This is a genomic window from Aquibaculum sediminis (assembly GCF_040712085.1).
GTDB lineage: Bacteria > Pseudomonadota > Alphaproteobacteria > Kiloniellales > DSM-21159 > Aquibaculum > Aquibaculum sediminis.
In genome coordinates this window covers 64,162-85,845 of record NZ_JBFCVK010000008.1, presented here as the reverse complement: position 1 = coordinate 85,845, position 21,684 = coordinate 64,162, and the positions used below count along the sequence as shown (strand labels likewise).

Annotated in this window: 22 protein-coding genes; 12 read left to right on the top strand and 10 right to left on the bottom strand. The window is 65.9% G+C overall.

The annotated features are described in order from the left end of the window. Positions 1 to 49: 49 nt before the first annotated feature. Positions 50 to 3,295, top strand: a complete 3,246-nt coding sequence (locus tag ABZ720_RS13665) for a YhdP family protein (RefSeq protein ID WP_366556086.1) — start codon at positions 50 to 52, stop codon at positions 3,293 to 3,295. A 44-nt stretch (positions 3,296 to 3,339) separates the two neighbouring features. Here ABZ720_RS13665 and ABZ720_RS13660 read toward each other — a convergent pair whose 3' ends face one another. After that, positions 3,340 to 4,548 carry a penicillin-binding protein activator gene (locus ABZ720_RS13660; protein WP_366556085.1) on the bottom strand — a complete coding sequence of 403 codons (1,209 nt, stop codon included), beginning with the start codon at positions 4,546 to 4,548 and terminating at the stop codon, positions 3,340 to 3,342. A gap of 53 nt (positions 4,549 to 4,601) precedes the next feature. Between ABZ720_RS13660 and rsmI the strand changes: the two genes are divergently transcribed. The 6 genes from rsmI (at position 4,602) to meaB (ending at position 10,550) form a co-directional block, all read left to right on the top strand. Next, positions 4,602 to 5,477, top strand: coding sequence for a 16S rRNA (cytidine(1402)-2'-O)-methyltransferase (rsmI, locus tag ABZ720_RS13655; RefSeq protein WP_366556189.1), 876 nt, complete (start codon positions 4,602 to 4,604; stop codon positions 5,475 to 5,477). Further along, positions 5,467 to 5,841, top strand: coding sequence for a YraN family protein (locus tag ABZ720_RS13650; RefSeq protein WP_366556084.1), 375 nt, complete (start codon positions 5,467 to 5,469; stop codon positions 5,839 to 5,841). Before rsmI ends, ABZ720_RS13650 begins: the two co-directional genes overlap by 11 nt. A 100-nt stretch (positions 5,842 to 5,941) precedes the next feature. Continuing rightward, the gene (locus ABZ720_RS13645) at positions 5,942 to 6,799 is read left to right on the top strand and encodes a SirB1 family protein (RefSeq protein WP_366556083.1); all 858 of its coding nucleotides are present in this window, start codon (positions 5,942 to 5,944) and stop codon (positions 6,797 to 6,799) included. Between the two features lie 94 nt (positions 6,800 to 6,893). Further along, positions 6,894 to 7,862 (top strand): glutathione synthase, encoded by a 969-nt coding sequence (gene gshB / locus ABZ720_RS13640; protein ID WP_366556082.1) that lies wholly within the window; start codon positions 6,894 to 6,896, stop codon positions 7,860 to 7,862. A gap of 103 nt (positions 7,863 to 7,965) precedes the next feature. Beyond that, positions 7,966 to 9,489, top strand: a complete 1,524-nt coding sequence (locus tag ABZ720_RS13635) for a YifB family Mg chelatase-like AAA ATPase (RefSeq protein WP_366556081.1) — start codon at positions 7,966 to 7,968, stop codon at positions 9,487 to 9,489. A 56-nt stretch (positions 9,490 to 9,545) separates the two neighbouring features. Beyond that, positions 9,546 to 10,550, top strand: a complete 1,005-nt coding sequence (gene meaB, locus ABZ720_RS13630) for a methylmalonyl Co-A mutase-associated GTPase MeaB (RefSeq protein ID WP_366556080.1) — start codon at positions 9,546 to 9,548, stop codon at positions 10,548 to 10,550. 9 nt (positions 10,551 to 10,559) lie between these two features. Here the strand turns inward: meaB and ABZ720_RS13625 are convergent, their stop codons facing one another. Continuing rightward, positions 10,560 to 11,180 carry a gamma-glutamylcyclotransferase gene (locus ABZ720_RS13625; RefSeq protein WP_366556079.1) on the bottom strand — a complete coding sequence of 207 codons (621 nt, stop codon included), beginning with the start codon at positions 11,178 to 11,180 and terminating at the stop codon, positions 10,560 to 10,562. Positions 11,181 to 11,317: 137 nt separating this feature from the next. Here ABZ720_RS13625 and ABZ720_RS13620 point away from each other — a divergent pair, with 137 nt between their 5' ends. Further along, entirely contained in the window at positions 11,318 to 12,337 is a 1,020-nt protein-coding gene (locus ABZ720_RS13620; protein ID WP_366556078.1) for a DUF2125 domain-containing protein, read from the top strand. Between the two features lie 76 nt (positions 12,338 to 12,413). Here the strand turns inward: ABZ720_RS13620 and ABZ720_RS13615 are convergent, their stop codons facing one another. From ABZ720_RS13615 to pdxH, 6 genes are all read right to left on the bottom strand, one after another. Then, positions 12,414 to 13,376, bottom strand: coding sequence for a 2-hydroxyacid dehydrogenase (locus ABZ720_RS13615; protein ID WP_366556077.1), 963 nt, complete (start codon positions 13,374 to 13,376; stop codon positions 12,414 to 12,416). Between the two features lie 255 nt (positions 13,377 to 13,631). Further along, positions 13,632 to 14,063 carry a hypothetical protein gene (locus tag ABZ720_RS13610; protein WP_366556076.1) on the bottom strand — a complete coding sequence of 144 codons (432 nt, stop codon included), beginning with the start codon at positions 14,061 to 14,063 and terminating at the stop codon, positions 13,632 to 13,634. Positions 14,064 to 14,073: 10 nt separating this feature from the next. Beyond that, positions 14,074 to 14,328 carry a type II toxin-antitoxin system prevent-host-death family antitoxin gene (locus ABZ720_RS13605; protein WP_366556075.1) on the bottom strand — a complete coding sequence of 85 codons (255 nt, stop codon included), beginning with the start codon at positions 14,326 to 14,328 and terminating at the stop codon, positions 14,074 to 14,076. Positions 14,329 to 14,424: 96 nt separating this feature from the next. Next, on the bottom strand, positions 14,425 to 15,591 hold the full coding sequence (locus ABZ720_RS13600; protein ID WP_366556074.1) for an acyl-CoA dehydrogenase family protein: 1,167 nt from the start codon (positions 15,589 to 15,591) through the stop codon (positions 14,425 to 14,427). A gap of 85 nt (positions 15,592 to 15,676) precedes the next feature. Next, positions 15,677 to 16,594, bottom strand: a complete 918-nt coding sequence (locus tag ABZ720_RS13595) for a cation diffusion facilitator family transporter (protein ID WP_366556073.1) — start codon at positions 16,592 to 16,594, stop codon at positions 15,677 to 15,679. A 25-nt stretch (positions 16,595 to 16,619) separates the two neighbouring features. Continuing rightward, positions 16,620 to 17,231, bottom strand: a complete 612-nt coding sequence (gene pdxH, locus ABZ720_RS13590) for a pyridoxamine 5'-phosphate oxidase (RefSeq protein WP_366556072.1) — start codon at positions 17,229 to 17,231, stop codon at positions 16,620 to 16,622. A gap of 180 nt (positions 17,232 to 17,411) precedes the next feature. Here pdxH and ABZ720_RS13585 point away from each other — a divergent pair, with 180 nt between their 5' ends. The 4 genes from ABZ720_RS13585 to ABZ720_RS13570 all read left to right on the top strand — a co-directional run bounded on the left by ABZ720_RS13585 (position 17,412) and on the right by ABZ720_RS13570 (position 19,849). Further along, positions 17,412 to 17,900 (top strand): RT0821/Lpp0805 family surface protein, encoded by a 489-nt coding sequence (locus ABZ720_RS13585; protein ID WP_366556071.1) that lies wholly within the window; start codon positions 17,412 to 17,414, stop codon positions 17,898 to 17,900. A gap of 148 nt (positions 17,901 to 18,048) precedes the next feature. Then, on the top strand, positions 18,049 to 18,963 hold the full coding sequence (locus tag ABZ720_RS13580; RefSeq protein WP_366556070.1) for a DnaJ C-terminal domain-containing protein: 915 nt from the start codon (positions 18,049 to 18,051) through the stop codon (positions 18,961 to 18,963). A 26-nt stretch (positions 18,964 to 18,989) separates the two neighbouring features. Beyond that, on the top strand, positions 18,990 to 19,334 hold the full coding sequence (locus ABZ720_RS13575; protein WP_366556069.1) for a chaperone modulator CbpM: 345 nt from the start codon (positions 18,990 to 18,992) through the stop codon (positions 19,332 to 19,334). A gap of 23 nt (positions 19,335 to 19,357) precedes the next feature. Then, positions 19,358 to 19,849, top strand: a complete 492-nt coding sequence (locus ABZ720_RS13570) for a PaaI family thioesterase (RefSeq protein ID WP_366556068.1) — start codon at positions 19,358 to 19,360, stop codon at positions 19,847 to 19,849. On the opposite strand, the gene ABZ720_RS13565 is transcribed toward ABZ720_RS13570, so the two are convergent. Both ABZ720_RS13565 and ABZ720_RS13560 read right to left on the bottom strand, forming a co-directional pair. Continuing rightward, on the bottom strand, positions 19,830 to 20,435 hold the full coding sequence (locus tag ABZ720_RS13565) for a 2-hydroxychromene-2-carboxylate isomerase (RefSeq protein WP_366556067.1): 606 nt from the start codon (positions 20,433 to 20,435) through the stop codon (positions 19,830 to 19,832). The two genes, ABZ720_RS13570 and ABZ720_RS13565, sit on opposite strands and share 20 nt — an antisense overlap. 21 nt (positions 20,436 to 20,456) lie before the next feature. Continuing rightward, positions 20,457 to 21,641: a fumarylacetoacetate hydrolase family protein gene (locus ABZ720_RS13560; protein ID WP_366556066.1), complete on the bottom strand. Its 1,185-nt coding sequence runs from the start codon at positions 21,639 to 21,641 to the stop codon at positions 20,457 to 20,459. Positions 21,642 to 21,684 lie beyond the last annotated feature (43 nt).

Genomic DNA, 21,684 nt, shown 5'->3' with positions numbered 1-21,684 from the left:
GCCGGTGCAGAAGCTGTGCCTGGACAGCGATCCGGATTAGGATCGCCCCATGAAGGTCAATCGGTTCGGACGCGTGCTGTTGGAGGTCATGGGCGGAGCGGTCGCCCTACTGGTGGTCGTGCTGCTGATTGTCTTCTGGCGGTTGACCGCCGGCCCCGTGCCCATGGACTTCCTCACCCCGCGGATCGAACAGGCCTTCGCCGGGGAAGGGGTGGTGGCCGAGGTGGGCTCCAGCGCACTGATCTGGGACGGCAGCAGCCGGGAGATCCAGGTGGAGGCGCGCAACTGGCGTCTGCGCGACAGCGAGGGACGGCCGCTGGCGTACCTGCCGCGGGTGGAGCTGACCCTTAGTCTGGAAGCACTGCTGCACGGCACATTCGGCGCCACCCGCATCGAGCTGGATCGGGCCCGGCTGCGCGTGCTGCGCGACGAAGATGGCGCCTTTGCCTTCGGTGCGCCGCCGGCGGAGAGCGACGAGGTGCCCGATCTCTCCGGGGTGGCGGACGACGTTCTGGCCCAGCTCCTGGAGCCGCGCGATCCGGACAAGGCCATCACCTATCTGCAGCATATCGATATTCGCAACGCCCGGCTGCTGTTCGACGACCGTCGCGTCGGCCGACGGGTCGAGGTGCGTCAGGCTGGATTGCAGATTTGGCGCGAGGTGGGCGGCATTGGCGCCGAGCTCCACGGGGAAGCCGCCTTCGGCCAGGCGCGCGCTTCCTTGCGTTCCTCACTCTGGTTTCGCAGCGATCAGCAGGTGGTCGAAAGCCAGACCCAGTTTGAGGACCTGCGCGTCGACGAATTTGCCCCCTGGTCCGGCCTCGCGGAACTTGGCGGGATCGAGCTGGGTCTCAGCGGCCAGCTGCAGGCGAACGTACCGATCGATGGCCGCCTGCCGAGCGGCACCTTCGAGATCGCCAGCGACGGCGGCCGGATCGATCTGACGGAGGTTTTCGCGCGGCCCTTCGACCTTCTCTCGCTGACCGCCCGGGGGGCGTTCGACGGCCCCGAGGGCACCTTCGGCCTCGATCAACTCGATCTGCGTCTGGGCAACGAACTGGAGCCCGGCCCACGTCTCAGTGCCTCCGCGGATATGCGCGTATGGACGAATGGCCTTCGCGTGACCACCGAGGCCTCGGTCGAAGATGTGATGGTCCCGGACCTGCATCTCTACTGGCCCACGGTGCTGCGTGATGGCGGCCGCCCCTGGGTGGTGGAGAACATCCCGCTTGGCGAGGCGCCGGAGGGGCGGGTCATGGCCGATGTGACCATCCCCAAGGATCCGACGGCCGAGCCCCAGGTGCACCGGCTCGATGGGTCCTTCAGCTTTCGCGACCTCGAGGTTCACTATCTGCGGCCCCTGCCACCCGCCGTGGGCCTCCACGGCACGGCCACTTTCGATGCCGATTCCTTCAACTTCGTCGTCGAGAGCGGCGGCATGCAGGATCTGGCGGTTTCCGGCGGCGATGTGGTCATTTCCGGCCTGCAAGAGCCGGACCAGTGGCTGGACGTGAGTTTCGACGCCGTCGGCCCCTTGCGGGCGGTCCTGGAAACGCTGGAGCACCCGCGGCTCGACCTGCTTGCGGAACTGGGATTTACCTCCGAAGGCTCGGCCGGGCAGGCCGATGCGCGGCTTCGCTTCGTCCTGCCGCTCGAAGACGAGGTGACCTTTGATGACATAGACCTTGGGGTGGACGGGACCTTGAGTGAGATCCTGTTACGCCGAGCCGTGCTGGGGGAAGACCTCTCCGGCGGGCCGCTGTCCCTCTCACTGACTCAGCATGGCATGCAGGTCAGTGGCGATCTGGCCTTGGGCGATACGCAGGCCTATGGGGTGAACTGGTCCGAAGCATTCGAAGGCGGCGGGGAGCGCACGCAGGTCAACGCCTCAATTCCCCACCTCGGTCAGCCGGCGCGGGAGCGGCTGGGCGTGGATCTGGCACCCTATCTGACCGGCCCGGTGGCGGCGGAGATCGACCTTGGCATCCCGGTGCAGGGAGACAGCCGCTTGGACTTGAATGTCGACCTTGCCGAAGCCGCCGTTCAAATCGAGGAACTGGACTGGTCCAAACCCTCCGGAGTTCCGGGGAGCTTTGCGGGCCGGGTGCTTTTGCGGGAAGAGCAACCCACGGCGATCGAGGACATGAGCCTCGATGCCGAGGGTTTGACCATGAGCGCTGGCCTGATGACCTTTGATGAACAAGGAGAGCCCACCGCACTCAACCTGGGGAGCGCCAACTTCGGCAACAGCAGTCTGCAGGCCCTTACGCTGCGTTTCCTGCCGGACGGGGGCCTGGAGGCCGAGATCGGAGGCGGACAGCTTGATGTCGAGGACTTCCTGGGGGAGGAGGACGCCGAGGCACCAGGCGGGACGGACCCGCAGGAGCCGGAGTCTCCGGACTCGGCGCTGCGCATCGTCGCGCCAAACCTCTCACAGCTGCGCTTTGCAGAGAATCGCTTCCTGGAAGCTGCGGAACTGCGGCTGCATCGTGATGCGGCCGGTTGGCAGGAGGCCGTGCTGCGCGGCCGGATCCCGCGCCATCTCTGGCGCTATGGAGGCGCCGATGCCGAGGGCGACAGCGGCCCCAAAAGTGTCTCCCTGATTTACGGGGACTCGGCAGATCGAGCCGGCAAGGCCTTGCAGCTCGAAGCCGACGATTTCGGCGCGATGCTTCGGGCGCTCGATCTCTTCGACACCCTGGAAGGCGGCAGTCTGTCCGTGGTGGGGAGCGGGGAGGGCCCTCTGCCGGATCATCCCATGACCTTCGAACTCTGGGCCGACGACTACACGCTGGTGGAAGCGCCGGCCATGGCCCGCCTGCTGACCATCGCCTCCCTGACCGGCATCGGTGAACTGCTCGGCGGGCAGGGGATCACCTTCCAGCGCCTGACCGGAGACGTGGTTTTGGCCGATGGCCGCTTGAGCAGCGATCTGGTCCGGGCCTACGGACCGGCGCTCGGCATCACCGCGCGCGGGCATTTGGATCTGGAAGGGGCGAACTCCGACGTGCAAGGCACCCTGGTGCCGGCCTATTCGCTCAACCAGGTGCTGGGTGCCATTCCGCTCCTGGGGTTCCTGCTTACGGGTGGTGAGGGGGAAGGCATTCTCGGTGTGAACTATCGGCTCAGCGGATCGCTGGAGGATCCCCAGTTCTCGGTCAATCCGCTGTCTGCCCTGGCGCCCGGTTTCCTGCGCAATCTCTTCAATCTGCCAGCGGGCGACAGTGGCAGTGAGGAGGGGGAGCAGGACACGAACCTCGATCCCTTCCCACCGGAAAGCATGCGCGGCCCCTAGACCGGATCGCTCTGCTCTAATCGGGGCCGCGCCTTGCTGCGGGTTCAGTTAATCAGCGGCTCGAAGCTTCTCGGTGCTTCTTCCAACTCGTTGAAGGCGTCGCGCTGCAGTTCATAGACGGCGAGCCCGCGCTCCACGTGGCCATTCGATTGCAGGCGGAACAGCCCGTCCACACCGGCGAAACCGTTGGGATTCTCCAGTGAATTGCGGTCATAGGGCCGGTCGTTGCCGTTCTGTGCCGCGTCCTGGGCCAGTGCGGCGGCCATCGCCGTGGAATCGTAGGCTACGGAGGCGATGCGCGGCGGCCGTGCATCGTAGATCTCGCGGTAGCGTTCGGCAAAACGCTCCCAGGAGCTGCGCGCCGGTGAGGCGAACCAGCCGCCGGCCAGGGCCGGTTCGGCGCCCAGAGCACGATTCTCCCACAGACGGGTGCCGAGATACTGGATCTGGCTGGGGTCCACATTGTAGTTGGCAAGCTGCGCGGCAAGCGACAGAAGCTCCCGGCCGCCGGCCGGCACGAGAATGGCATCGTAGCGACTGGTGGCGCCCTGCGCGAACTGGCGAACCGGTTGCGAGAAGTCCGGCGAGCGTGGGTCGTAGGTCACCACCTCGACCAGTTCCCCTCCAAATCGCTGGGTGGCGTCCCGGAGCGCGGAGCGGATCGCATCGCCGAAGGCTGAATCGGGCATCAACAGCCCGACGCGCCGCAGGCCGTTGCGCTGTGCATAGTCGGCCACCCGTTCGACTTCGGACTGGGGCGTGAGTCCCATGACGTAGACGCCGTCCCCGGCAAGGGTGCGATCGTTGGAGAAGACCAGAAGCGGCAGGCCGGCGCCCATCGCGGGGCCCCGCACGGCCCGGACGTCGGAGGCGAAGAGCGGGCCGAGTACCAGTTGTGCGCCTTCCTCGATGGCTTCCTCCATCGCCAGGTCGAGGCCGCCACCGCCGGCAGCAGTGTCTTTCACAGACAGCGCGAAATCGTCTTCCCCGATGTCGAAGAGTGCCATTTGCGCGGCATTCACCAGGGCTTGGCCCACGGGTGCGTGCTCGCCGCTCAGCGGGGCCAGCAGCGCCACCCTGGTGCGGCCGTCGTCATAGAAGGGCCGGGCCATCTCATCTTCGGGCAACACCACCTGCTCGGGTGGTTGTTGCGGCTGTTCCGCCTGGCGCGTAGCCTGCGGGCTGGCGCAAGCGCCTACCAGCAAGAGGAAGATGGCGGCTGCAGCGCTTCCGGCAATCCGCGAGGCAGTCATCTGCGGCTCCTTGAACTGGGGACAGAAACACGGTTCGAAGTGGAGTAACGACTCTGACGATCAAGGCGCTTACGCAGCCTCTGGAGCCGGCGCTGTACCTGGTTGCCACTCCAATTGGCAATCTGGCTGACATCGGGCTGCGTGCGCTCGATGTCCTGCGCCGAGCCGACCTCGTAGCCTGCGAGGATACGCGGGTCACGAGTCGATTGTTGCACGCGCATGGTATCGAAAGATCCCTGCTTGCCTACCATGACCATAACGCCGAACGCGTCAGGCCGAGACTGATGGAAGCCCTGCGGGATGGCAAGACTGTGGCGCTGGTCAGCGATGCCGGCACACCGCTGGTTTCTGATCCCGGCTACAAACTCGTGCAGGCCCTGCTGGGCGAAGGCCTGGCCGTCACCGCTGTTCCCGGGGCTTCGGCGGTGCTGACGGCGCTCAGCCTGTCCGGCCTGCCCAGCGATCGTTTCTTCTTCGGCGGTTTCCTCCCGGCCAAGACTGCGGCGCGCCGCAAGGCACTGGGGGAAGTCAGCGCTGTACCGAGCACGTTGATCTTTTTCGAATCGCCGCGCCGCCTGGCCGAAGCTCTCGGCGATGCTGTAGCTGTTCTGGACGGTGCGCGTCCGGCCGCGGTTGCACGCGAACTGACCAAGCTGCACGAGGAGGTGCGGCGCGGCCCCCTGAGCGATCTTGTGGTCTATTACCGCGATGTGCCGCCGCCGCGGGGCGAAATAGTGCTGCTGATCGGTCCGCTGCCGGCGGATGTGCAGGAACAGAGCGCGGAAGAACAGCTCGACGGGCGCCTGATTGCCGCCCTGAAAGCAGAGACTCTGCGCGATGCCGTGGATCGCGTGGCAGCGGAAAGCGGCTTGCCGCGGCGCAGGGTCTATCGCCGCGCACTGGAGTTGGAGCGGGGCGATGAGCGATGACGCCCGACTGCGGCGCGAAGCCTACGGCCGGGGTCGCCGGGCCGAACGTCTCGCGGCCTGGTGGCTGCGGCTGAAGGGCTATCGCATCGTTGCCCGCGGCTGGCGCTCGCGCTTGGGCGAGATCGATCTGATCGCAAAGCGTGGGTCGGTGTTGGTTTTCGTCGAGGTGAAGCGGCGCAACGAGGAGGCGGCCGCTATGCGGGCCATCTCGCTGCGGCAGCGCCAGCGTATTGCCCGCGCCGCACGGCTCTTCTTGCAACAGAACCCGCAGTTTTCCCTTTGCGCCTGTCGCTTCGATGCGCTGCTGCTCTATCCTGGTCGCCTCCCGCTCCACTTGCCGGATGTCTGGCGAGAGGGGGGATAGGAATGCCGAGGTCGCTGCCTCGTGGCCGGAAGGACGTTGACCGCGGCGTATCCGCGCTTGAGGTTGGGCCGGACGCACCAGACAGGAGGATGAGGCAGCGGTGATAGGCCAGCAACCGACGGACCGGGGTCACATTGCCACGATACTGCGCGATCAGGCGAGCAAAGCGGATGCGCAGCTGGACCTCGCGCGGCTGGCCATCCTGCTTGCGGCTTTCGAGAGCCTGAGCGACGAGCCGCTCGACCGCTATTTTCATCACCTGACACTGCTGGAACGCGATGCGGCGGACCTGGCCCGGCGGTGCAGCAACCCGCCAAGGCTGGAGGAGCGGGTCGCGATCATCAACAGCCTGCTCTTCGAGCGCTACGGCTACGCCGGCGACGAGGAGACCTACGACGACCTGCAGAATGCCGACATGATGCGGGTGATCGACCGCCGACGGGGACTACCGGTGGCGCTTGGCATACTCTATCTGCGGATCGCTCAGAGCTGCGGCTGGTCCGCCGAGGGCTTGGCCTTTCCGGGGCACTTCCTCATCCGGATGGAGGCCGAAGGGCGCCGGGCGATCATCGATCCCTTCAATGCTGGAGCGGTGCGTACTGCGGATGAGCTGCGTGAGTTGCTCAAGGTTCTCTCCGGCGTTGATGCCGAGCTGCAGCCCGAGCATCATGCCGGGGTGAGTAATCGCGAGGTGCTGCTGCGCCTGCAGAACAATCGCAAGCTCCGGCTGCTGCGCGATCAAAAGCGGGTCGAGGCGCTGCGTGTGATCGAGGGCATGCTGCTGTTCGCACCGGCCACGCCGGCCCTGTGGCGGGAAGCGGGGCTGCTCTATATGCACGAGGAGAATCTCGGGGCAGCCATCCAGGCCTTGCAGCACTATCTTTCCCTTGAGGGAGATGACGGACATCGGGCCGAGGTGCGCGAGACCCTCGCGCGCCTTCGCACGCGGTTGAACTGAACTGGCTTAACTGAGCCGGCTTATCTGAGACTGTGGCTTTGCAGGTCCGGCGGGTGGTGCTAACCCTGCCACTTTCCGAATTAGGGGATTGTCCATGAGCCTCGCGGTTGCCATCCAGATGGACCCCATCGAGGGGGTCGACATCAACGCGGACAGCACCTTTGCTCTGGCGCTGGAAGCTCAGGCGCGTGGCCATGCGCTCTTCCACTATCAGCCACAGGACCTGGCATTTCGCGATGGCCGGCTCTTCGCCCGCGCCCGGCCGCTGCGCGTAGAGCGCAAGCTGGGAGAGCATGCGGAACTGGGGGCGCCGGAGTCGCTGGATCTCGGCGGTCTCGATGTGGTGCTGATGCGCCAGGACCCGCCCTTCGACATGGCCTACATCACCGCCACGCACCTGCTGGAGCACGTGCACCCCAGCACGCTGGTGGTCAACGACCCCATGCACGTGCGCAATGCCCCGGAAAAGCTTTTCGTCACGCAGTTTCCGGATCTGATGCCGCCCACGCTGATCACCAGCGATCACGGCGAGGTCGTCGACTTCCGCGTCCAGCACGAGGACATCATCGTCAAGCCGCTGTTCGGCAACGGCGGCGCCGGTGTGTTCCACATCGCGCCGGGTGACGAGAACCTCAATGCCCTGCTTGAACTCTTCACGCAGCTCTATCGCGAACCGATCATTGTCCAGAAGTACCTGCCGGAGGTGCGTCAGGGCGACAAGCGGATCATCCTGGTCGATGGCGAGGCTGTGGGCGCGATCAACCGCATCCCGGCCGAGGGCGAGGCGCGCTCCAACATGCATGTGGGCGGACGAGCCGTACCCTGCGAGCTGTCCGCGCGCGATCGTGAAATCTGCGAGGCGATCGGACCGGCATTGAAGGATCGGGGGCTGATCTTCGTCGGCATCGATGTGATCGGCCGCTATCTCACGGAGATCAACGTCACCTCGCCCACGGGGCTGCAGGAGATCGAGCGTTTCACCGGAAAGAATCTCTCGGGCATGATCTGGAATGCGATCGAGCTGCGCCTGGACGAGCGCCCCGACCGGCTCCTGCCCGAGTAGGGTGCTGAAAGAGCGCGATCCGGAAATAGTATAACGGAATATATTTCCATTTAATCGCGTTCCCTGCATAGTCGTGTTCGATTGAACAGAGCGGGGAACGGGGATGGTCGCGCGCGTTGCGACGGTCGCCTTTCAGGGGATCGAGGTCGTCGAAGTCGATGTCCAGGTCCGGCTCCATCCGGGACTGGCAAACTTCCTGATCGTCGGCTTGGCAGACAAGGCGGTGGGCGAGAGCCGCGAGCGCGTGAGCGGGGCATTGGCTTCGCTGGGCCTGTCGCTGCCGCAAAAGCGCATCGTCGTGAACCTTGCGCCCGCCGACCTCGCCAAGGAGGGCAGCCACTTCGATCTGCCGATCGCCGTGGGACTGCTCGCAGCCATGGGCGTGCTGCCACCCGATGAGATGGCGGGCTATCTGGCGCTGGGAGAGCTTTCCCTGGATGGACGGATAAATCCGGTTGCGGGAGTGCTTCCGGCTGCGCTGCACGCCTCGGCGCTGGGGCGTGGCCTGATCTGCCCTCAGGCGCAAGGGGGCGAGGCGGCCTGGGCCCAGGGCATCGAGATTCTGGCACCGAACGATCTGCTGGCGCTGGTGAACCACGTGAAGGGCAGCCAGGTGCTCAGCCCACCTGAGCCAGCCGTGGCCCCGCCCCGGGATGAGGGCGCCGACCTCGCCGACCTCAAGGGCCAGGAAAGTGCCAAGCGCGCCGCCGAGATCGCCGCTGCCGGCAGTCACAACCTGCTCATGACCGGCCCTCCCGGCAGTGGAAAGTCCATGTTGGCCGCACGCCTGCCGGGCCTCCTGCCGCCCCTGTCTCCGGCGGAAGCGCTGGAGGTGTCGATGATTCATTCGGTGGCCGGAACCCTTGAGGAAGGCAAGCTGCTGCGCCAGCGGCCCTTTCGCGACCCGCACCACTCGGCCTCGCTCCCGTCGCTGGTGGGTGGCGGCCATCGGGCCAAGCCGGGCGAGGTGTCCCTGGCCCACAATGGCGTGCTCTTTCTCGACGAGCTGCCGGAGTTTGCGCGCGCCACCCTGGAGGCCTTGCGTCAGCCACTGGAGACCGGGCGTGTCTCCATTGCCCGGGCCAACGCGCATGTGACCTATCCGGCGCGGGTTCAGCTGGTGGCCGCCATGAACCCCTGCCGCTGCGGCCATCTGGACGATCCCGCCCAGGCCTGTGCCCGCGCGCCACGCTGCGCTTTGGACTATCAGGCAAAGATCTCCGGCCCGCTGTTCGACCGCATTGATCTGCACGTGGATGTGCCGGCGGTCTCGCTCGCGGACTTGGCGCTTCCGGTGCCGGGCGAAGGCACGGCGCAGGTGGCGGAGCGCGTGGCCGGCGCGCGGGCCAGCCAGGCCCGGCGTTTTGCCTCGATTCCCGAAGACCGACGGCCGCGCAGCAATGCGGAGTTGGAGGGCAGGCTGTTGGAAGAGGCGGCCGAACTCGACGGCGACGCACGAGGTCTGCTCACCGGTGCTGCCGAGAAGCTGCGCCTGACCGCGCGCAGCTATCACCGCGTGCTCCGCGTTGCACGAACGCTGGCCGATCTGTCCGGTGAGGAGAGGGTGCGCCGCCCGCAACTTGCCGAAGCGCTCACCTATCGCCGCTTGGCGCCCAGCCGCAACTGAGGCAGGAAGCGCCGCGCGATTCCAAAAGTGGCGCATCTGCATTAGGTTCGCCTCCCATGAGGCAGACCCAATCATCGAACATCGAGCAACTGGCTGAGCAGGTGATGGCGGGCGATCGGCGGGCGCTTGCGCGCGCGATCACGCTGGTGGAGTCCACCCGGCCCGACCATCGCGCTTCGGCCGATGCCCTCCTGGCGCGGCTGCTGCCAGAAACCGGCAAGGCCGTGCGCCTGGGCATCTCCGGTGTGCCGGGCGTCGGCAAGTCCACCTTCATCGAGGCCTTCGGGCTCTACCTGATCGAGGAAGGCCGCCGGGTGGCGGTGCTCGCTGTGGACCCTTCCTCACGCCGCGCCGGAGGCTCGATCCTCGGCGATAAGACGCGCATGGAGCTGCTCTCGCGATCGCCGGATGCCTTCATCCGTCCTTCCCCGGCGGGACGCTCCCTGGGCGGCGTGGCCCGGCGGACCCGGGAGGTTCTGCTGCTCTGTGAAGCTGCCGGCTACGATGTTGGCATCGTGGAAACGGTGGGCGTCGGCCAGTCGGAAACAGCCGTGGCCGAGATGGTCGACCTCTTCGCGCTCTTGCTGCTGCCCGGTGGCGGCGATGAGCTACAAGGCATCAAGAAGGGCATTGTCGAGCTGGCGGAACTGGTGGTGGTCAACAAGGCCGACGGGGACATGCAGGCCGCCGCCCGCCGCGCCGCTGCGGAGTACCGCAGCGCGCTGCGTATGCTGCGCCCGCTTTCGGCGGACTGGCAGGTGCCGGTCCTGCAGGTCTCCTCCACCGAGTATCGCGGTTTTGCCGAAGTCTGGGCCGCGGTGCAGCGTCATCGCGACGTGCTGGGCGAGGCGGGGCTGGCTACCCGGCGCGCCGCACAGGCCAAGGCCTGGATGTGGTCGGAGATCGAGGAGGAACTGCGCAGCCGCTTTGCAGCGGCGCCCGCCGTGGCTTCACGCCTGGCCGAAGCGGAAGCGGCGGTTGCCGAGGGCCGCACCACGCCCGCGGCGGCCGCTCAGGAGCTGCTGGGCCGCTTTCTCGGCGAGGCGCCTTCGCGCGACTGAGCTGTGGCGCTACCCCTCGTCGGGGTTCGGCTCTTCCAGCAGGGCGATCAAGCGGGTCAGCATGCGATCGCGTATGCCCATCTCACGCAGGTGGCGTTCGGTGTTTATCAGGTAGTCGCGGCAGGGACCGCGCTGGCCCACACCTTGGCGGATGAGGGCAGCGGTGCTTTCCGCATTGAGGCGGCAGTACTGTCCGTGTCCGGGGTCGGCGACAAAGGAGAGGGCATGGGCCGGGCCTTGCGGCGTGTCGACGCGCAGCCAGCGCGGGCGATAGACCCCCGTCACCATTTCCCGTTCCCAGAGGTAATCGAGAACCTCCTCGCCGTCGGATGCCGGCACCCTAAAGGCCATGCCGCGACAGGCTCCGCCCGGCGCCAGTCCGAGCACCAGACCCGGGCGCTCCGGGGTGCCGCGATAGCGCAGGGAAAAGACGCAAAAGCGCCGGTGATAACCGCGCAGCAGGGCACTGCGGCCCTCGTGGTGGGGAAAGCCGGGGTTCCACATCAGTGAGCCGTAGCCGAACACCCACCAGTCACGGTCCTTGGGCGGCACAGGCCGTTCGCGCGCCACGGGTTCCTCAACGGCGCGCAGGAGCGTATCGGGATCGGGAAGGGCAAGGTCTGCTGTCATAACGGCCGATCACTCTAACGATTCTACCGCGTTGCGGCAAAGCTTCATCCTGGCTGATTGGACCAGGCCTGTTCCGAATCGGGCGCGATCGGAGTATGGGCGTGAACCCGACCCGTTCTGCTGTAGGATTCCGCATCATGCGTCGATTGATTGTCTCCCTGCTGTTCCTGCTCGTGCTGCTCGCCGTGGTGTGGAGCGCCTTTTGGTGGTGGTCTGCCGGGCAGTTGAAGCAGCAGGTCACCCGCTGGCAGACCGTGCAGCGCGAGCAGGGCCGCGACTTCCGTTTCAAATCCGCCACGGTTTCCGGCTACCCGACGCATTTGCGGCTGAGACTGGAAGAGCCACGCCTGACAGGGCGGGGCGGTTGGCAGTGGCAGGCGCCCGCTGTCAACGCCGAGGCCGCGTTCCTCGATCTCCGCAACATCACCGCGACGTTCAGCGGCACCCATGAACTGCATCCTCCGGAGACCAGCGGTGCGGCTGAGCTCCAGCTGGCCGTCGGCGCGGGAATGGGGCGCTTCCTGTTGGATGATCGGGGCGCCGTGGCGAGTGGGCGCCTGCAGCTCGAGCGGTTGGCATTGGCCGGACACGCCGACGGTCCCAGTTCGGTCCGAAGGCTGGACCTTGCCTGGGGACAGCTGGCGGGGGAGTCGGAGCCTCCGGCGCGGGACGCGCTGTTGCCTTTCTTTCTGGCGTTAGAGGACTGGGATCTGCCCGGCGCGCTGGCGCCGCCCTTGGGCCGGCGGATCGATCTGTTGGAAGCGCACGGCCGGGTTGAGGGGGGCGTCCCGCTGGCACCGCCGGAGGAGGCCCTGCCTGCCTGGGCGGCGGAGGGCGGAACGGCGGAGCTGGAGCACATGGCGCTGCAGTGGGGGCCGTTGTCCCTGGCGGGCGATGCCAGCGTCACGCTGGACGAGCGCAATCGTGCCTTGGGGGCCGGTACGGCACGCATTCGTGGCTTCGAACGCACACTTGATGCGCTTCACGACGGTGATGTTATTGCCGAGGACATTGCCCGACTCGGTGCCATGGGCCTGCGCGCGCTTTCGCAGGAAGATGCCGACGGGCGCCGCGTCATCGAGGTGCCGCTCTCGGCGCAGGACGGCCTGCTCTACGTGGGGCCGCTGCCACTCATGCCATTGGCGCCCCTGTTCTGAGACAGGGCCGAATATGACGGCCGGACAGCCCGCGAAGGGACTGTCCGGCCGGCGACTGTTTGAGCAGCCTGTTGGGTCAGGAAACCGGGGTTTCCGCCACCGGGGTCAGGGGCTTGCCCTTCTCGAAGAAGCTGGTGATGTTGTCGACCACCAGCTGACCCATGAGGTTGCGGGTGTGGATGGAGGCGGAGCCCACGTGGGGCAGCAGCACCACACGCTCCATGGCCATCAGTTCCGCGGGGACCTTGGGCTCGTGCTCGAAGACATCGAGGCCGGCGGAAAAGAGCCGCTCTTCCTTGAGGGCTGCGATCAGTGCCTGCTCGTCGACCACGGAGCCGCGCCCGACGTTGATCAGGATACCCTGGGGGCCGAGTGCGTTGAGCACTTCGGTGGAGATCAAGTGATGCGTCGAGGCGCCGCCGGGTGCCACGGAGATGAGGATGTCCACGTCGCCCGCCATCTCCACGAGATTGTCGTAGTAGCGATAAGGCACATCGGACTGCTTGTTGCGGCCGTGATAGGCGATGGGGTTACCAAAGGCTTCCAGGCGATGGGCGATCGCCTTGCCGATGCGGCCGAGACCCAGAATGCCGACCTTGCGTTCGCGCAGCGTGTTCTGCGTCAGCGGGAAGGCGCCTTCCTTCTCCCACCGGCCGGCGCGCAGGTAGCGTTCGGTTTCCGAAAGCTGGCGCACGGTCATCAGCAGCAGGCCGAGCGTGGTATCGGCCACCTCGTCGGTGAGGACGCCTGGCGTGTTGGTGACATAGATGCCGTGCTTGCCGGCCCAGGCCGCATCCACAGTGTCGTAGCCGACGCCGAAATTGGAGACGATCTTCAGATTGGGAAAGCGGCTCATGAAATCGCCGTCGACGCGGCGATGGCCGCCGGTGGCGATGCCTTCGATCTTGTCGGCGACGGCGGCGATGGCTGCGTCCTGGTCCTCGGCCTCCCACAGCTTGTGCAGGGTGAAGGCGACATCCAGTCGCTGCACGACCAGATCCATCATGCGCCCGGGCATCAGGATGTGGGGTTTGCTCATGCTCTCGTTCCTCTGTTCTTGCGATTTGAAGGGCGTTGCGGAGACCCGCGTCACTGACTGGCTAGCACAGATGCCCCAAGGAAGGCAGCCGCATCCCGCCATCGCAGATCGCATCTATCGGAACCATTCAGCGATCCGCATGAACGCAATGCGGCCCAGGGTCTCTTGAGGTTCATCTGGAGCTTATGACAGCGGTGGCGAGGTGAATAAAGGTAGCGAGGGCCGCGCGTCATGATCGGGGCTCCTTCGAGAACTCTAATCTTCACGGCGCACAGCGGCGCTCTTCTTCGCTCGGGCCAGTTCAAGGAAGCTGGCTTTAATCTTTGCAAACAACCCCGGCGGGACGAAACCGTAGCTGAACGTGTTGCGCTTGCCGGGCAGCGGTGACAGCCCACCATTGGGCCATTCGTCGATATTGTGCTCCGAGACGATCACCCAGCATGGCTCATCGTCGAGCCCGATCGCCTTCCTCACCTTTGCCGGAATTTCGATCCCGACGACATCCCCGGATGGCGGCCTGTGGGTGATCGGTAGCAGCACCACATGACGCGGCCGCACCAGGGCATCGGTTGCAGCGACAAGACAAGTCGGGCGGTCCTTGCCCTGATCCCGACCGGTGGCCGCCTCATGTGTCCAGAGGTAGTCGTAGTGGATGACGAGTCCGGGCTTGGGTTCCGGAAGCACCACGACGTCTACCTTACTTTAGCAGATCATCGAGATGGCTGTGTTCTGGATCCATCTCCGCGCGCTCCACCGCGTCGATGACCACATCAGCGGCGTCCGCCGTGCGGTGGCTTCGCTGCGCAGCGGCCCTGAGCCAGTCATAGTGGTCGGCCGACATCAGCACGAATTCACGCCGTCCGTGCCGAGTGATCTCGACCGGCTCGCGTTGCGCTTTGTGCTGGAACTCTCCGAACTTGCGCTGGAACTCGAGGGACCCGACGGTTGGCATGACAGGCATCCTTTCAAACCGAATACCTGAATTATACGTATAACTCGTCTTTGTGCAAAGGCCGCGGCCGTGACGTGAATAGGATACGATGACGAGCTAGTAGGACCGGGGCAGGCCGAGCACGTGCTCGGCCAGATAGGAGAGGATCAGGTTGGTGGAGATGGGGGCGACCTGGTAGAGCCGCGTTTCGCGGAACTTGCGCTCCACGTCGAATTCTTCCGCGAAACCAAAGCCACCGTGGGTCTGGATACAGACGTTCGCTGCCTCATTGGAGGCGTCGGCGGCCAGCATCTTGGCCATGTTGGCCTCGGCGCCGCAGTCCGCTCCGGCCTCGTAGAGCCGCAGGGCGTCGCGCACCATCAGGTCGGCCGCGCGCATATTGGCGTAGGCCTTGGCGATGGGGAACTGGATGCCCTGGTTCTGACCGATGGGCTTGCCAAAGACCTCTCGTTCCCGCGCGTAAGTGCTGGCCTTCTCGAGAAACCAGCGGGCATCGCCGATGCATTCGGCGGCGATGAGAATGCGTTCGGCATTCATGCCCGAAAGGATATAGCGGAAACCCTTGCCCTCCTCTCCGATGCGGTTCTCCGCGGAAATCTCCACGTTATCGAAAAAGACCTCCGTGGTTGCGTGGTTCATCATGGTGCGGATCGGGCGAATGGTCAGGCCGGCATTGCGCGCTTCGCGCATGTCGAGCAAAAAGACTGACAGGCCGTCGGTGCGCTTGGCGGTCTCCTCCTTCGGTGTCGTGCGGGCGAGCAGCAGCATGAGGTCGGAATGCTCGGCGCGCGAAGTCCAGATCTTCTGACCATTGACGATATAGCGCGCGCCGTCGCGCTTTGCTGTGGTGCGGATCGAAGTGGTGTCCGTGCCGCTGCCCGGCTCGGTGACGCCGAAAGCCTGGAGCCGCAAGCGGCCGCTGGCGATCTCCGGCAGCCAGCGCTGCTTCTGGGCTTCAGAGCCATGGCGCAGCAGGGTGCCCATGACGTACATCTGGGCGTGACAGGCCGAGCCGTTGCAGCCGGCGAACTGCACTTCTTCCAGGATGGCGGCGGCTGCCGAGAGCGGCAGACCGGAGCCGCCATACTCCTCGGGGATCAGCGCGGCCAGATATCCCGATTGGGTCAGTGCCTCGACAAAGGCCGTGGGGTAGGCGCGCTCCCGGTCGAGGGCCTGCCAGTAATCGCCCGGAAAGTCGGCACACAGCCGCCGCACCGCCTCGCGAATCTCCTGGTGGTCATCGTTCCAGGTGGTGCCGTTCATCGCGCGCATCCTTTGCCATTCCGCTCCCGGCGCTTGGTTAGCAAGCTGCGGCGGCCGAGGAAATGTCCCAAGCGCCGCGGCGCGCCTACTGATAGACCGGCGTGTCTTCCGAGAGGACGTGAGGGTCCTGGTGAATGATGACGTTGGCGCCTGGAAAGTGGGTCTGCAGATCGGCCTCGACAGTGTCAGCGATCACGTGGGCACGATAGAGGCTCATGCCGCCTTCCAGTTCCAGATGAAGCTGGATGAAGGTGACCTGCCCGGATTCCCGGGTTTTCAGATCATGCACGCCGAGCACATCCGGGTGCGCCCGCACCACCTCCAGAATGCGCTTTCTCTGGCTGTCCGGCAGCTCACGGTCCATCAGCATATCCAAAGCCTTGCGGCCGATCTGCAACGCACTCCAGAAGATATAGCCGGCAATAATCAACGCGATGATCGGATCGGCCAGGAGCAGGTTGAACTGCGTGGCCAGGATCAGCGCCACGATGACGCCGGCGTTGGTCAGAAGGTCGGCGAAGTAGTGCAGGGCGTCTGCGCTGATCGCCGTCGAGCCGGTGCGCCGCACCACATAGTACTGGAAGCGGGTGAGGGCGAAGGTGGCAAGGATCGAGAAGACCATGACAGCCAGGCCGACACCGCCGGATTCGATGGGTTGCGGGTTCAGCAGGCGCGGCAGGGCCTCGAACACCAGGAATAGCGCTGAGCCGGTGATCAACCCGGCCTGCACCAGCGCCGCGAGGGGCTCCGCCTTGCCATGGCCAAAGCGATGCTCGGCATCGGCCGGTGCCAGCGCATGGCTGACGGCGAAGAGGGTCACGAGCGAGGCGGCGGCATCGAGCAGCGAATCGATCAGGCTGGACAGCAGGGCGACCGACCCGGTCATCCACCAGGCGCCGACCTTGGCCGCGATCAGCACCAGGGCCGTGGTTACCGAGGCGTAGGTGGCCAATCGCATCAGGCGGCCATTCTGCTGCGCCCTGCTCAGCTGCGCCTTGCTCATGGGAGGGGTCTCGTGCTTCTGACGATCAAGGATAGAGTCGCTGCTTTTGCCAGGCTTGCCCCTCTTCTTCCCGGCTGTAGAGAGCGCGGTCGTGCAGCCGGAAGGCCCCGTCCTGCCAGAACTCGATCCGCAAGGGTGCCACCCGAAAACCGGTCCAGTAGGGCGGGCGTGGCACGGCACCGGTGGCATACTTGGCAGCAAAGCGCGCCACGCTCTTCTCCAAGGCAAAGCGGCTTTCCAGCGGGCGCGACTGCTGCGAGGCCCAGGCGCCGATGCGGCTTTGCCTGGGGCGGCTTTCAAAATAGGCGTCGGCCTGTTCCGGGGTCGCCACCGACACGGGACCTTCCACGCGAACCTGGCGGCGCAGGGACTTCCAGTGGAACAGCAGCGCTGCGTTTGGATTGGCCGTCAACTGCTCGCCTTTGCGGCTTTCCACGTTGGTGTAGAAGGTGAAGCCGCCATCGTCGGCACCCTTCAGCAGAACCATGCGCAGGGAGGGGCGACCCTGAGCATCGGCAGTGGCCAGGGCCATGCCGGTGGGGTCGTTGATCTCCTTCTCCTCGGCCTCGGCAAGCCAGTTGTGGAAGAGGCTGAGGGGATCGTCGCTAGGGCTGTCGGGATTGAAGATCGGGGGCATCGGCTGCATCATTCCGCTGTCGAGAGCAAACGGCCGCTGTTCGGGCTCGGGTTTCACCGGGCGGCGGCCATATGTCCGGCACAATGCCACGTTGATGCCAAAATGCCAGCGTTGCTATCAGCCGGGGCGCGCTTCAATCGGGAGAGCGCCAGGAGCGCCAAGAACAAGGGGCGAGTTACAATGACCAAGAAATTCCTTACGATCGCGGTTCTGGCCGGGGGGCTGGCATTGGCCGGCTGCGCAGAGCAGGGTGGTCCGGGCACGAAGCAGACCATTGGAGCCGGCACGGGCGCCGTGCTTGGCGGCCTGGCTGGCGCAGCCGTCGGCAAGAGCGGTTCCTCCGCGACTCGCGCCGCCGCCACCGGCATTGGCGCAGTCGCCGGCCTGTTGCTCGGCAGCGAGATCGGCAAGCACATGGATCAGGCCGACAAGGACCGCGCCAACCAGGCCGTGTCGCGGGCGCACAGCGCGCCGCTGGGTGAAGAGATCTCCTGGAACAATCCGGACAGCGGCAACTATGGCACCGTGGTGCCGACGCGCGATGGGACAAATCAGAGCGGTCAGTACTGCCGGGAGTATCGCACGACGGTGAATGTGGGCGGCGATGTCGAGGAGGCCTATGGCACTGCCTGTCAGCAGTCCGACGGCAGCTGGAAGATCGTCTCCTGATTTACGAGACAGTAGTGTAAAAAACACTGCGGGCAATCTGGTCATGGCGTCCTGCCGTGACCAGATTGTTCCGTGACACCGGCGCGATGCTGCGATGCTATGGCCGTAGTGGGCATCGGTGCTGTCTGCTTGATGGAGTCACGCCTGCATGAAGGATCTCTACAGCGTCCTGGGGGTCGCCAAGTCGGCGAAGGCCGATGAGATCAAGGCGGCCTACCGCCGCCTGGCCAAGAAGCTGCACCCCGACCTCAATCCGGGCGACACGAAGGTGGAGCAGCAGTTCAAGGACGTCAGCCACGCCTATGCCATACTGTCGGATCCCGAGAAGCGCCGGCGCTATGATGCCGGCGAGATCGACGCCAGTGGCCAGGAAACAGCCCGGGGCGGCTTTTACCGCAGTGCGCACGGCCGAGGCGGGGAGAAGTACGCTCACTACGAGACGGCGGGCGGAGGTTTCGAGGATATCTTCTCCGATCTGTTCGGCGGCGGTTTCGGGGCACGGGGCAGCGGCGGTCCCAAGCAGAAGGGGGCGGATGTCTCCTACAGCTTGAAAGTCAGCTTCACCGATGCGGCTTCAGGCGCGCGCAAGCGCGTGCAGATTGGCGATGGCCGAACCCTGGACCTGACCATTCCACCCGGCACTGAGGACGGACAGACGCTGCGGCTCAAAGGGCAGGGGCTGCCGGGCTTCGGCGGCGCGCCCGCGGGCGATGCCTACGTCGAGGTGAAGGTTGAGCCCCATGCATTCTTCGGCCGGGAAGGCAAAAACCTGCACCTGGAACTGCCCATCTCCCTGGCCGAGGCGGTGCTGGGCGGAACGGTCCAGGTCCCGACCCTGGCCGGTAAGGTGGCCATGAAAGTCCCGCCGGGCTCCAACAGCGGCAACACCCTGCGCTTGAAGGGCAAGGGCGTGCCGGACCGCCGCGGCGGAGAGCCGGGGGATCTCTATGTGACTCTGCGGGTGGTGCTGCCGGAGAAGCCGGATGCGGAGCTCCAGGCCTTCGCCAAGGACTGGGCCACTCGCCACAACTACAATCCTCGCGCGAAGGCGGGGATGGATTGATTGCCGTTGATGAAGGGGAGGTCAGGATGCCGTTCAGCCTCGCCGACGTGATCGACCGGACCCGGTCCGCAGGACTGGAGGTGGACGAGCAGGAGGTTGTCTCCTTCGTCCGCCAGTCCTGGGTTCTTGCGCGCCAGTCGGGTGAAGACTGGCACTTCGATGACGCCGATGCGGCGCGGGTCAAGCTGATCGTGGAACTGAAGCGCGATCTGGACGTCAACGACGAGGCCATTCCGCTCATCCTCAATCTGCTGGACCAACTCTACGGGGTGCGGCAGGTTTTGGAGGATGTTCGCGTCGCCGTCGACGCGCTGCCACCGTCGCTCCGCCGGGAACTGGAGCAGCATCTGGCACGCGTTCCCCGCCAGTAGTTTCACCGCCGCTTGGATTCTTCGTGACACATAAGACCGATGAAGGCCCGCGGGACCCGGATCAGGTTCCTGGGCGCTTTGGCGACATCGTGGGCTATCGCCTGCTGGAATGGCAGGAAGGCACGGCCCTGCTCGAACTCTGGCTGGACGAGCGGCATAGGAACCGCAGCGGTGTGATGCACGGCGGTGTGCTGGCGACGCTGATCGACGCGGCTTGCGGCTATGCCGGCACCTACTGCAGCGTTCCTGGCAATGTCCGCCGGGCCATGACCCTGCAACTCTCCTCCCAGTTCATCGCTGCCGGCCGCGCCGGGCAGCGCCTCTTGGCGCGCAGCCGCTGCACCGGCGGCGGCCGGTCGGTCTTTTTTGCGAGCGCGGAGGTGAGTGCCGATGCCGGCCCGGGGAGCGGGGCGAAGCTGATCGGCCGCGGGGAGGGCGTCTTCCGCTATCGCCGTGGCGCTCACGCCCTTGAAGGCGTGCCGGCGGAAACCTACGCTACCAGCCGCCGCGGCTGAGCCAGCGGTCCACCATCTCCAGGCGGTCGGAACCCCAGAAGGGCTCATCATCCACGAAAATGAAGGGTGAGCCAAAGACGCCGCGCTCGAGGGCGGCCTCGACCTCCTGTTTGAAGCGTTGCTTGATCGCCGGCTCCTGCAGAGCCTGGCTGAGGGCAGCGCGGTCAATGCCCTGGCCTTCGGCCACGGCCAGAACCCCCTCCGCCGAGCTGATGTCGCCACCTTCAGCGAAGGCCTTGCGATAGAGCGCGGTTACCAGATCGCCGGCTGCCGTCGGGTCATCGCCCTGCTGCCAGTAGACCGCGCGACAGGCCGCCACCGAGGCGAATGGGAAGGCCTGCGGGAAGGTCAGCGGCACGCCGATCTCGCGCGCGCAGCGCTCCATGTCGCGGCGCGAGTACTCGCCCTTCATCGGCACATTCACCAGCGGCTCACCGCCGATCTTCTGATAGACCGCGCCGAGGAGGAAGGGCTTCCAGGCCACCTTGCGGTCATGCTTTGCCGCCAGCTTCTCGATCTGCATGGCGGCGAGATAGCCGTAGGGGCTGGAGAAGTCGAAGTAGAAGTCGAGTGTTTCGGACGCCATGATCTCTCCTCTTGCCTTGGCTCAGGCTTGGCGCTTTTGCGCGCGGCTTTGCAGGCTGCGGAAAAGTGCGGTCATGCCGAAGGTCCAGGGCTCCGCCTCGTCGCAGGGCACCACCCGGTTCACCAGCCGCCCGAGTTCGGGGGCGCCGATGGTGACGATGTCGCCGCTCTTGTGGGTGAAGCCCTGGCCCGGGGCGTCACGATCCTCAACCGGCGCGAACATGGTGCCGAGGTAGAGCACGAAGCCGTCGGGGTACTGGTGATGCGGGCCGATGGTCTGGGCCACAATATCGGCCGGGTCGCGCGCGATCTTGCGCATCTCGCTCTCGCCCTCCAGGCGGAAGTCGTCCTCGCCCTCCACGGTGAGCGAGACCTTGGTGCTGCGCACGCTGTCGAGATCGAAACCGCCGTCGAAGAGCCGCAGGAAGGGGCCGAGCGAGGCACTGGCGTTGTTGTCTTTCGCCTTGCCCAGCAGCAGGGCCGAGCGGCCCTCCACGTCGCGCAGGTTGACGTCATTGCCCAGGGTCGCACCCACGATACGCCCGTCGGGCGCCACCGCCAGCACGACTTCCGGTTCGGGGTTGTTCCAGGCCGACCCGGGGTGCACGCCCACCTCGGCCAGATGCCCGACCGAGGAGAGCGGCTGTGCCTTGGTGAAGACCTCGACGTCGGGCCCAATGCCCACCTCCAGGTACTGCGACCAGACACCCTTCTGGATCAGCAGTTCCTTCAGCGCCATGGCCTCCTCGGAGCCGGGCTTCAAGCTGGCCAGGTCCTGGCCGATTGCCGCCTGGATCTCCTTGCGCGCCGTTTCGGCCTGCGCCGGATTGCCGCGAGCCTGTTCCTCGATCACCCGTTCCAGCAGGCTGATCACGAAGGTGACGCCCGAGGCCTTCACGGCCTGCAGGTCAATGGGGCTGAGCAGCCAGGGGCGGCTGCTGTCGCGGCCCTGTCGCGGCGTGTTCGCCAGAATGGCCTGAAGGTCCCCCAGCGATTCACCCGAGAGGTTCTTGGCGACGCTTGCGGGATCGGCTTCGGCGCAAAGCGCACTGACCGTGGCGATGCTGTCGGTCACATCCAGCAGTTCGTTCCCGCGCACCACCACTACAGCCGGACCTTGCACATCGGGGCGCCAGACGCGGCCCACCAGCACGGCGTCCGCGGCGTCGTCAGGCAGGCACCAGGCAGCTTCGCTTTTCAGTTCCATCAGCGTTCCTCCTTGTTCTTCGGGCGCGAACTTAGACCACCTG

What these genes read in the sequence shown, in the direction of transcription:
- ABZ720_RS13665 (WP_366556086.1), top strand. Translation starts at nt 50, where the DNA reads ATGAAGGTCAATCGGTTCGGACGCGTGCTGTTGGAGGTCATGGGCGGA.
- ABZ720_RS13660 (WP_366556085.1), bottom strand. Translation starts at nt 4,548, where the DNA reads ATGACTGCCTCGCGGATTGCCGGAAGCGCTGCAGCCGCCATCTTCCTC.
- ABZ720_RS13650 (WP_366556084.1), top strand. Translation starts at nt 5,467, where the DNA reads ATGAGCGATGACGCCCGACTGCGGCGCGAAGCCTACGGCCGGGGTCGC.
- gshB (WP_366556082.1), top strand. Translation starts at nt 6,894, where the DNA reads ATGAGCCTCGCGGTTGCCATCCAGATGGACCCCATCGAGGGGGTCGAC.
- ABZ720_RS13635 (WP_366556081.1), top strand. Translation starts at nt 7,966, where the DNA reads ATGGTCGCGCGCGTTGCGACGGTCGCCTTTCAGGGGATCGAGGTCGTC.
- meaB (WP_366556080.1), top strand. Translation starts at nt 9,546, where the DNA reads ATGAGGCAGACCCAATCATCGAACATCGAGCAACTGGCTGAGCAGGTG.
- ABZ720_RS13625 (WP_366556079.1), bottom strand. Translation starts at nt 11,180, where the DNA reads ATGACAGCAGACCTTGCCCTTCCCGATCCCGATACGCTCCTGCGCGCC.
- ABZ720_RS13620 (WP_366556078.1), top strand. Translation starts at nt 11,318, where the DNA reads ATGCGTCGATTGATTGTCTCCCTGCTGTTCCTGCTCGTGCTGCTCGCC.
- ABZ720_RS13615 (WP_366556077.1), bottom strand. Translation starts at nt 13,376, where the DNA reads ATGAGCAAACCCCACATCCTGATGCCCGGGCGCATGATGGATCTGGTC.
- ABZ720_RS13605 (WP_366556075.1), bottom strand. Translation starts at nt 14,328, where the DNA reads ATGCCAACCGTCGGGTCCCTCGAGTTCCAGCGCAAGTTCGGAGAGTTC.
- ABZ720_RS13600 (WP_366556074.1), bottom strand. Translation starts at nt 15,591, where the DNA reads ATGAACGGCACCACCTGGAACGATGACCACCAGGAGATTCGCGAGGCG.
- ABZ720_RS13595 (WP_366556073.1), bottom strand. Translation starts at nt 16,594, where the DNA reads ATGAGCAAGGCGCAGCTGAGCAGGGCGCAGCAGAATGGCCGCCTGATG.
- pdxH (WP_366556072.1), bottom strand. Translation starts at nt 17,231, where the DNA reads ATGCCCCCGATCTTCAATCCCGACAGCCCTAGCGACGATCCCCTCAGC.
- ABZ720_RS13585 (WP_366556071.1), top strand. Translation starts at nt 17,412, where the DNA reads ATGACCAAGAAATTCCTTACGATCGCGGTTCTGGCCGGGGGGCTGGCA.
- ABZ720_RS13580 (WP_366556070.1), top strand. Translation starts at nt 18,049, where the DNA reads ATGAAGGATCTCTACAGCGTCCTGGGGGTCGCCAAGTCGGCGAAGGCC.
- ABZ720_RS13575 (WP_366556069.1), top strand. Translation starts at nt 18,990, where the DNA reads ATGCCGTTCAGCCTCGCCGACGTGATCGACCGGACCCGGTCCGCAGGA.
- ABZ720_RS13565 (WP_366556067.1), bottom strand. Translation starts at nt 20,435, where the DNA reads ATGGCGTCCGAAACACTCGACTTCTACTTCGACTTCTCCAGCCCCTAC.
- ABZ720_RS13560 (WP_366556066.1), bottom strand. Translation starts at nt 21,641, where the DNA reads ATGGAACTGAAAAGCGAAGCTGCCTGGTGCCTGCCTGACGACGCCGCG.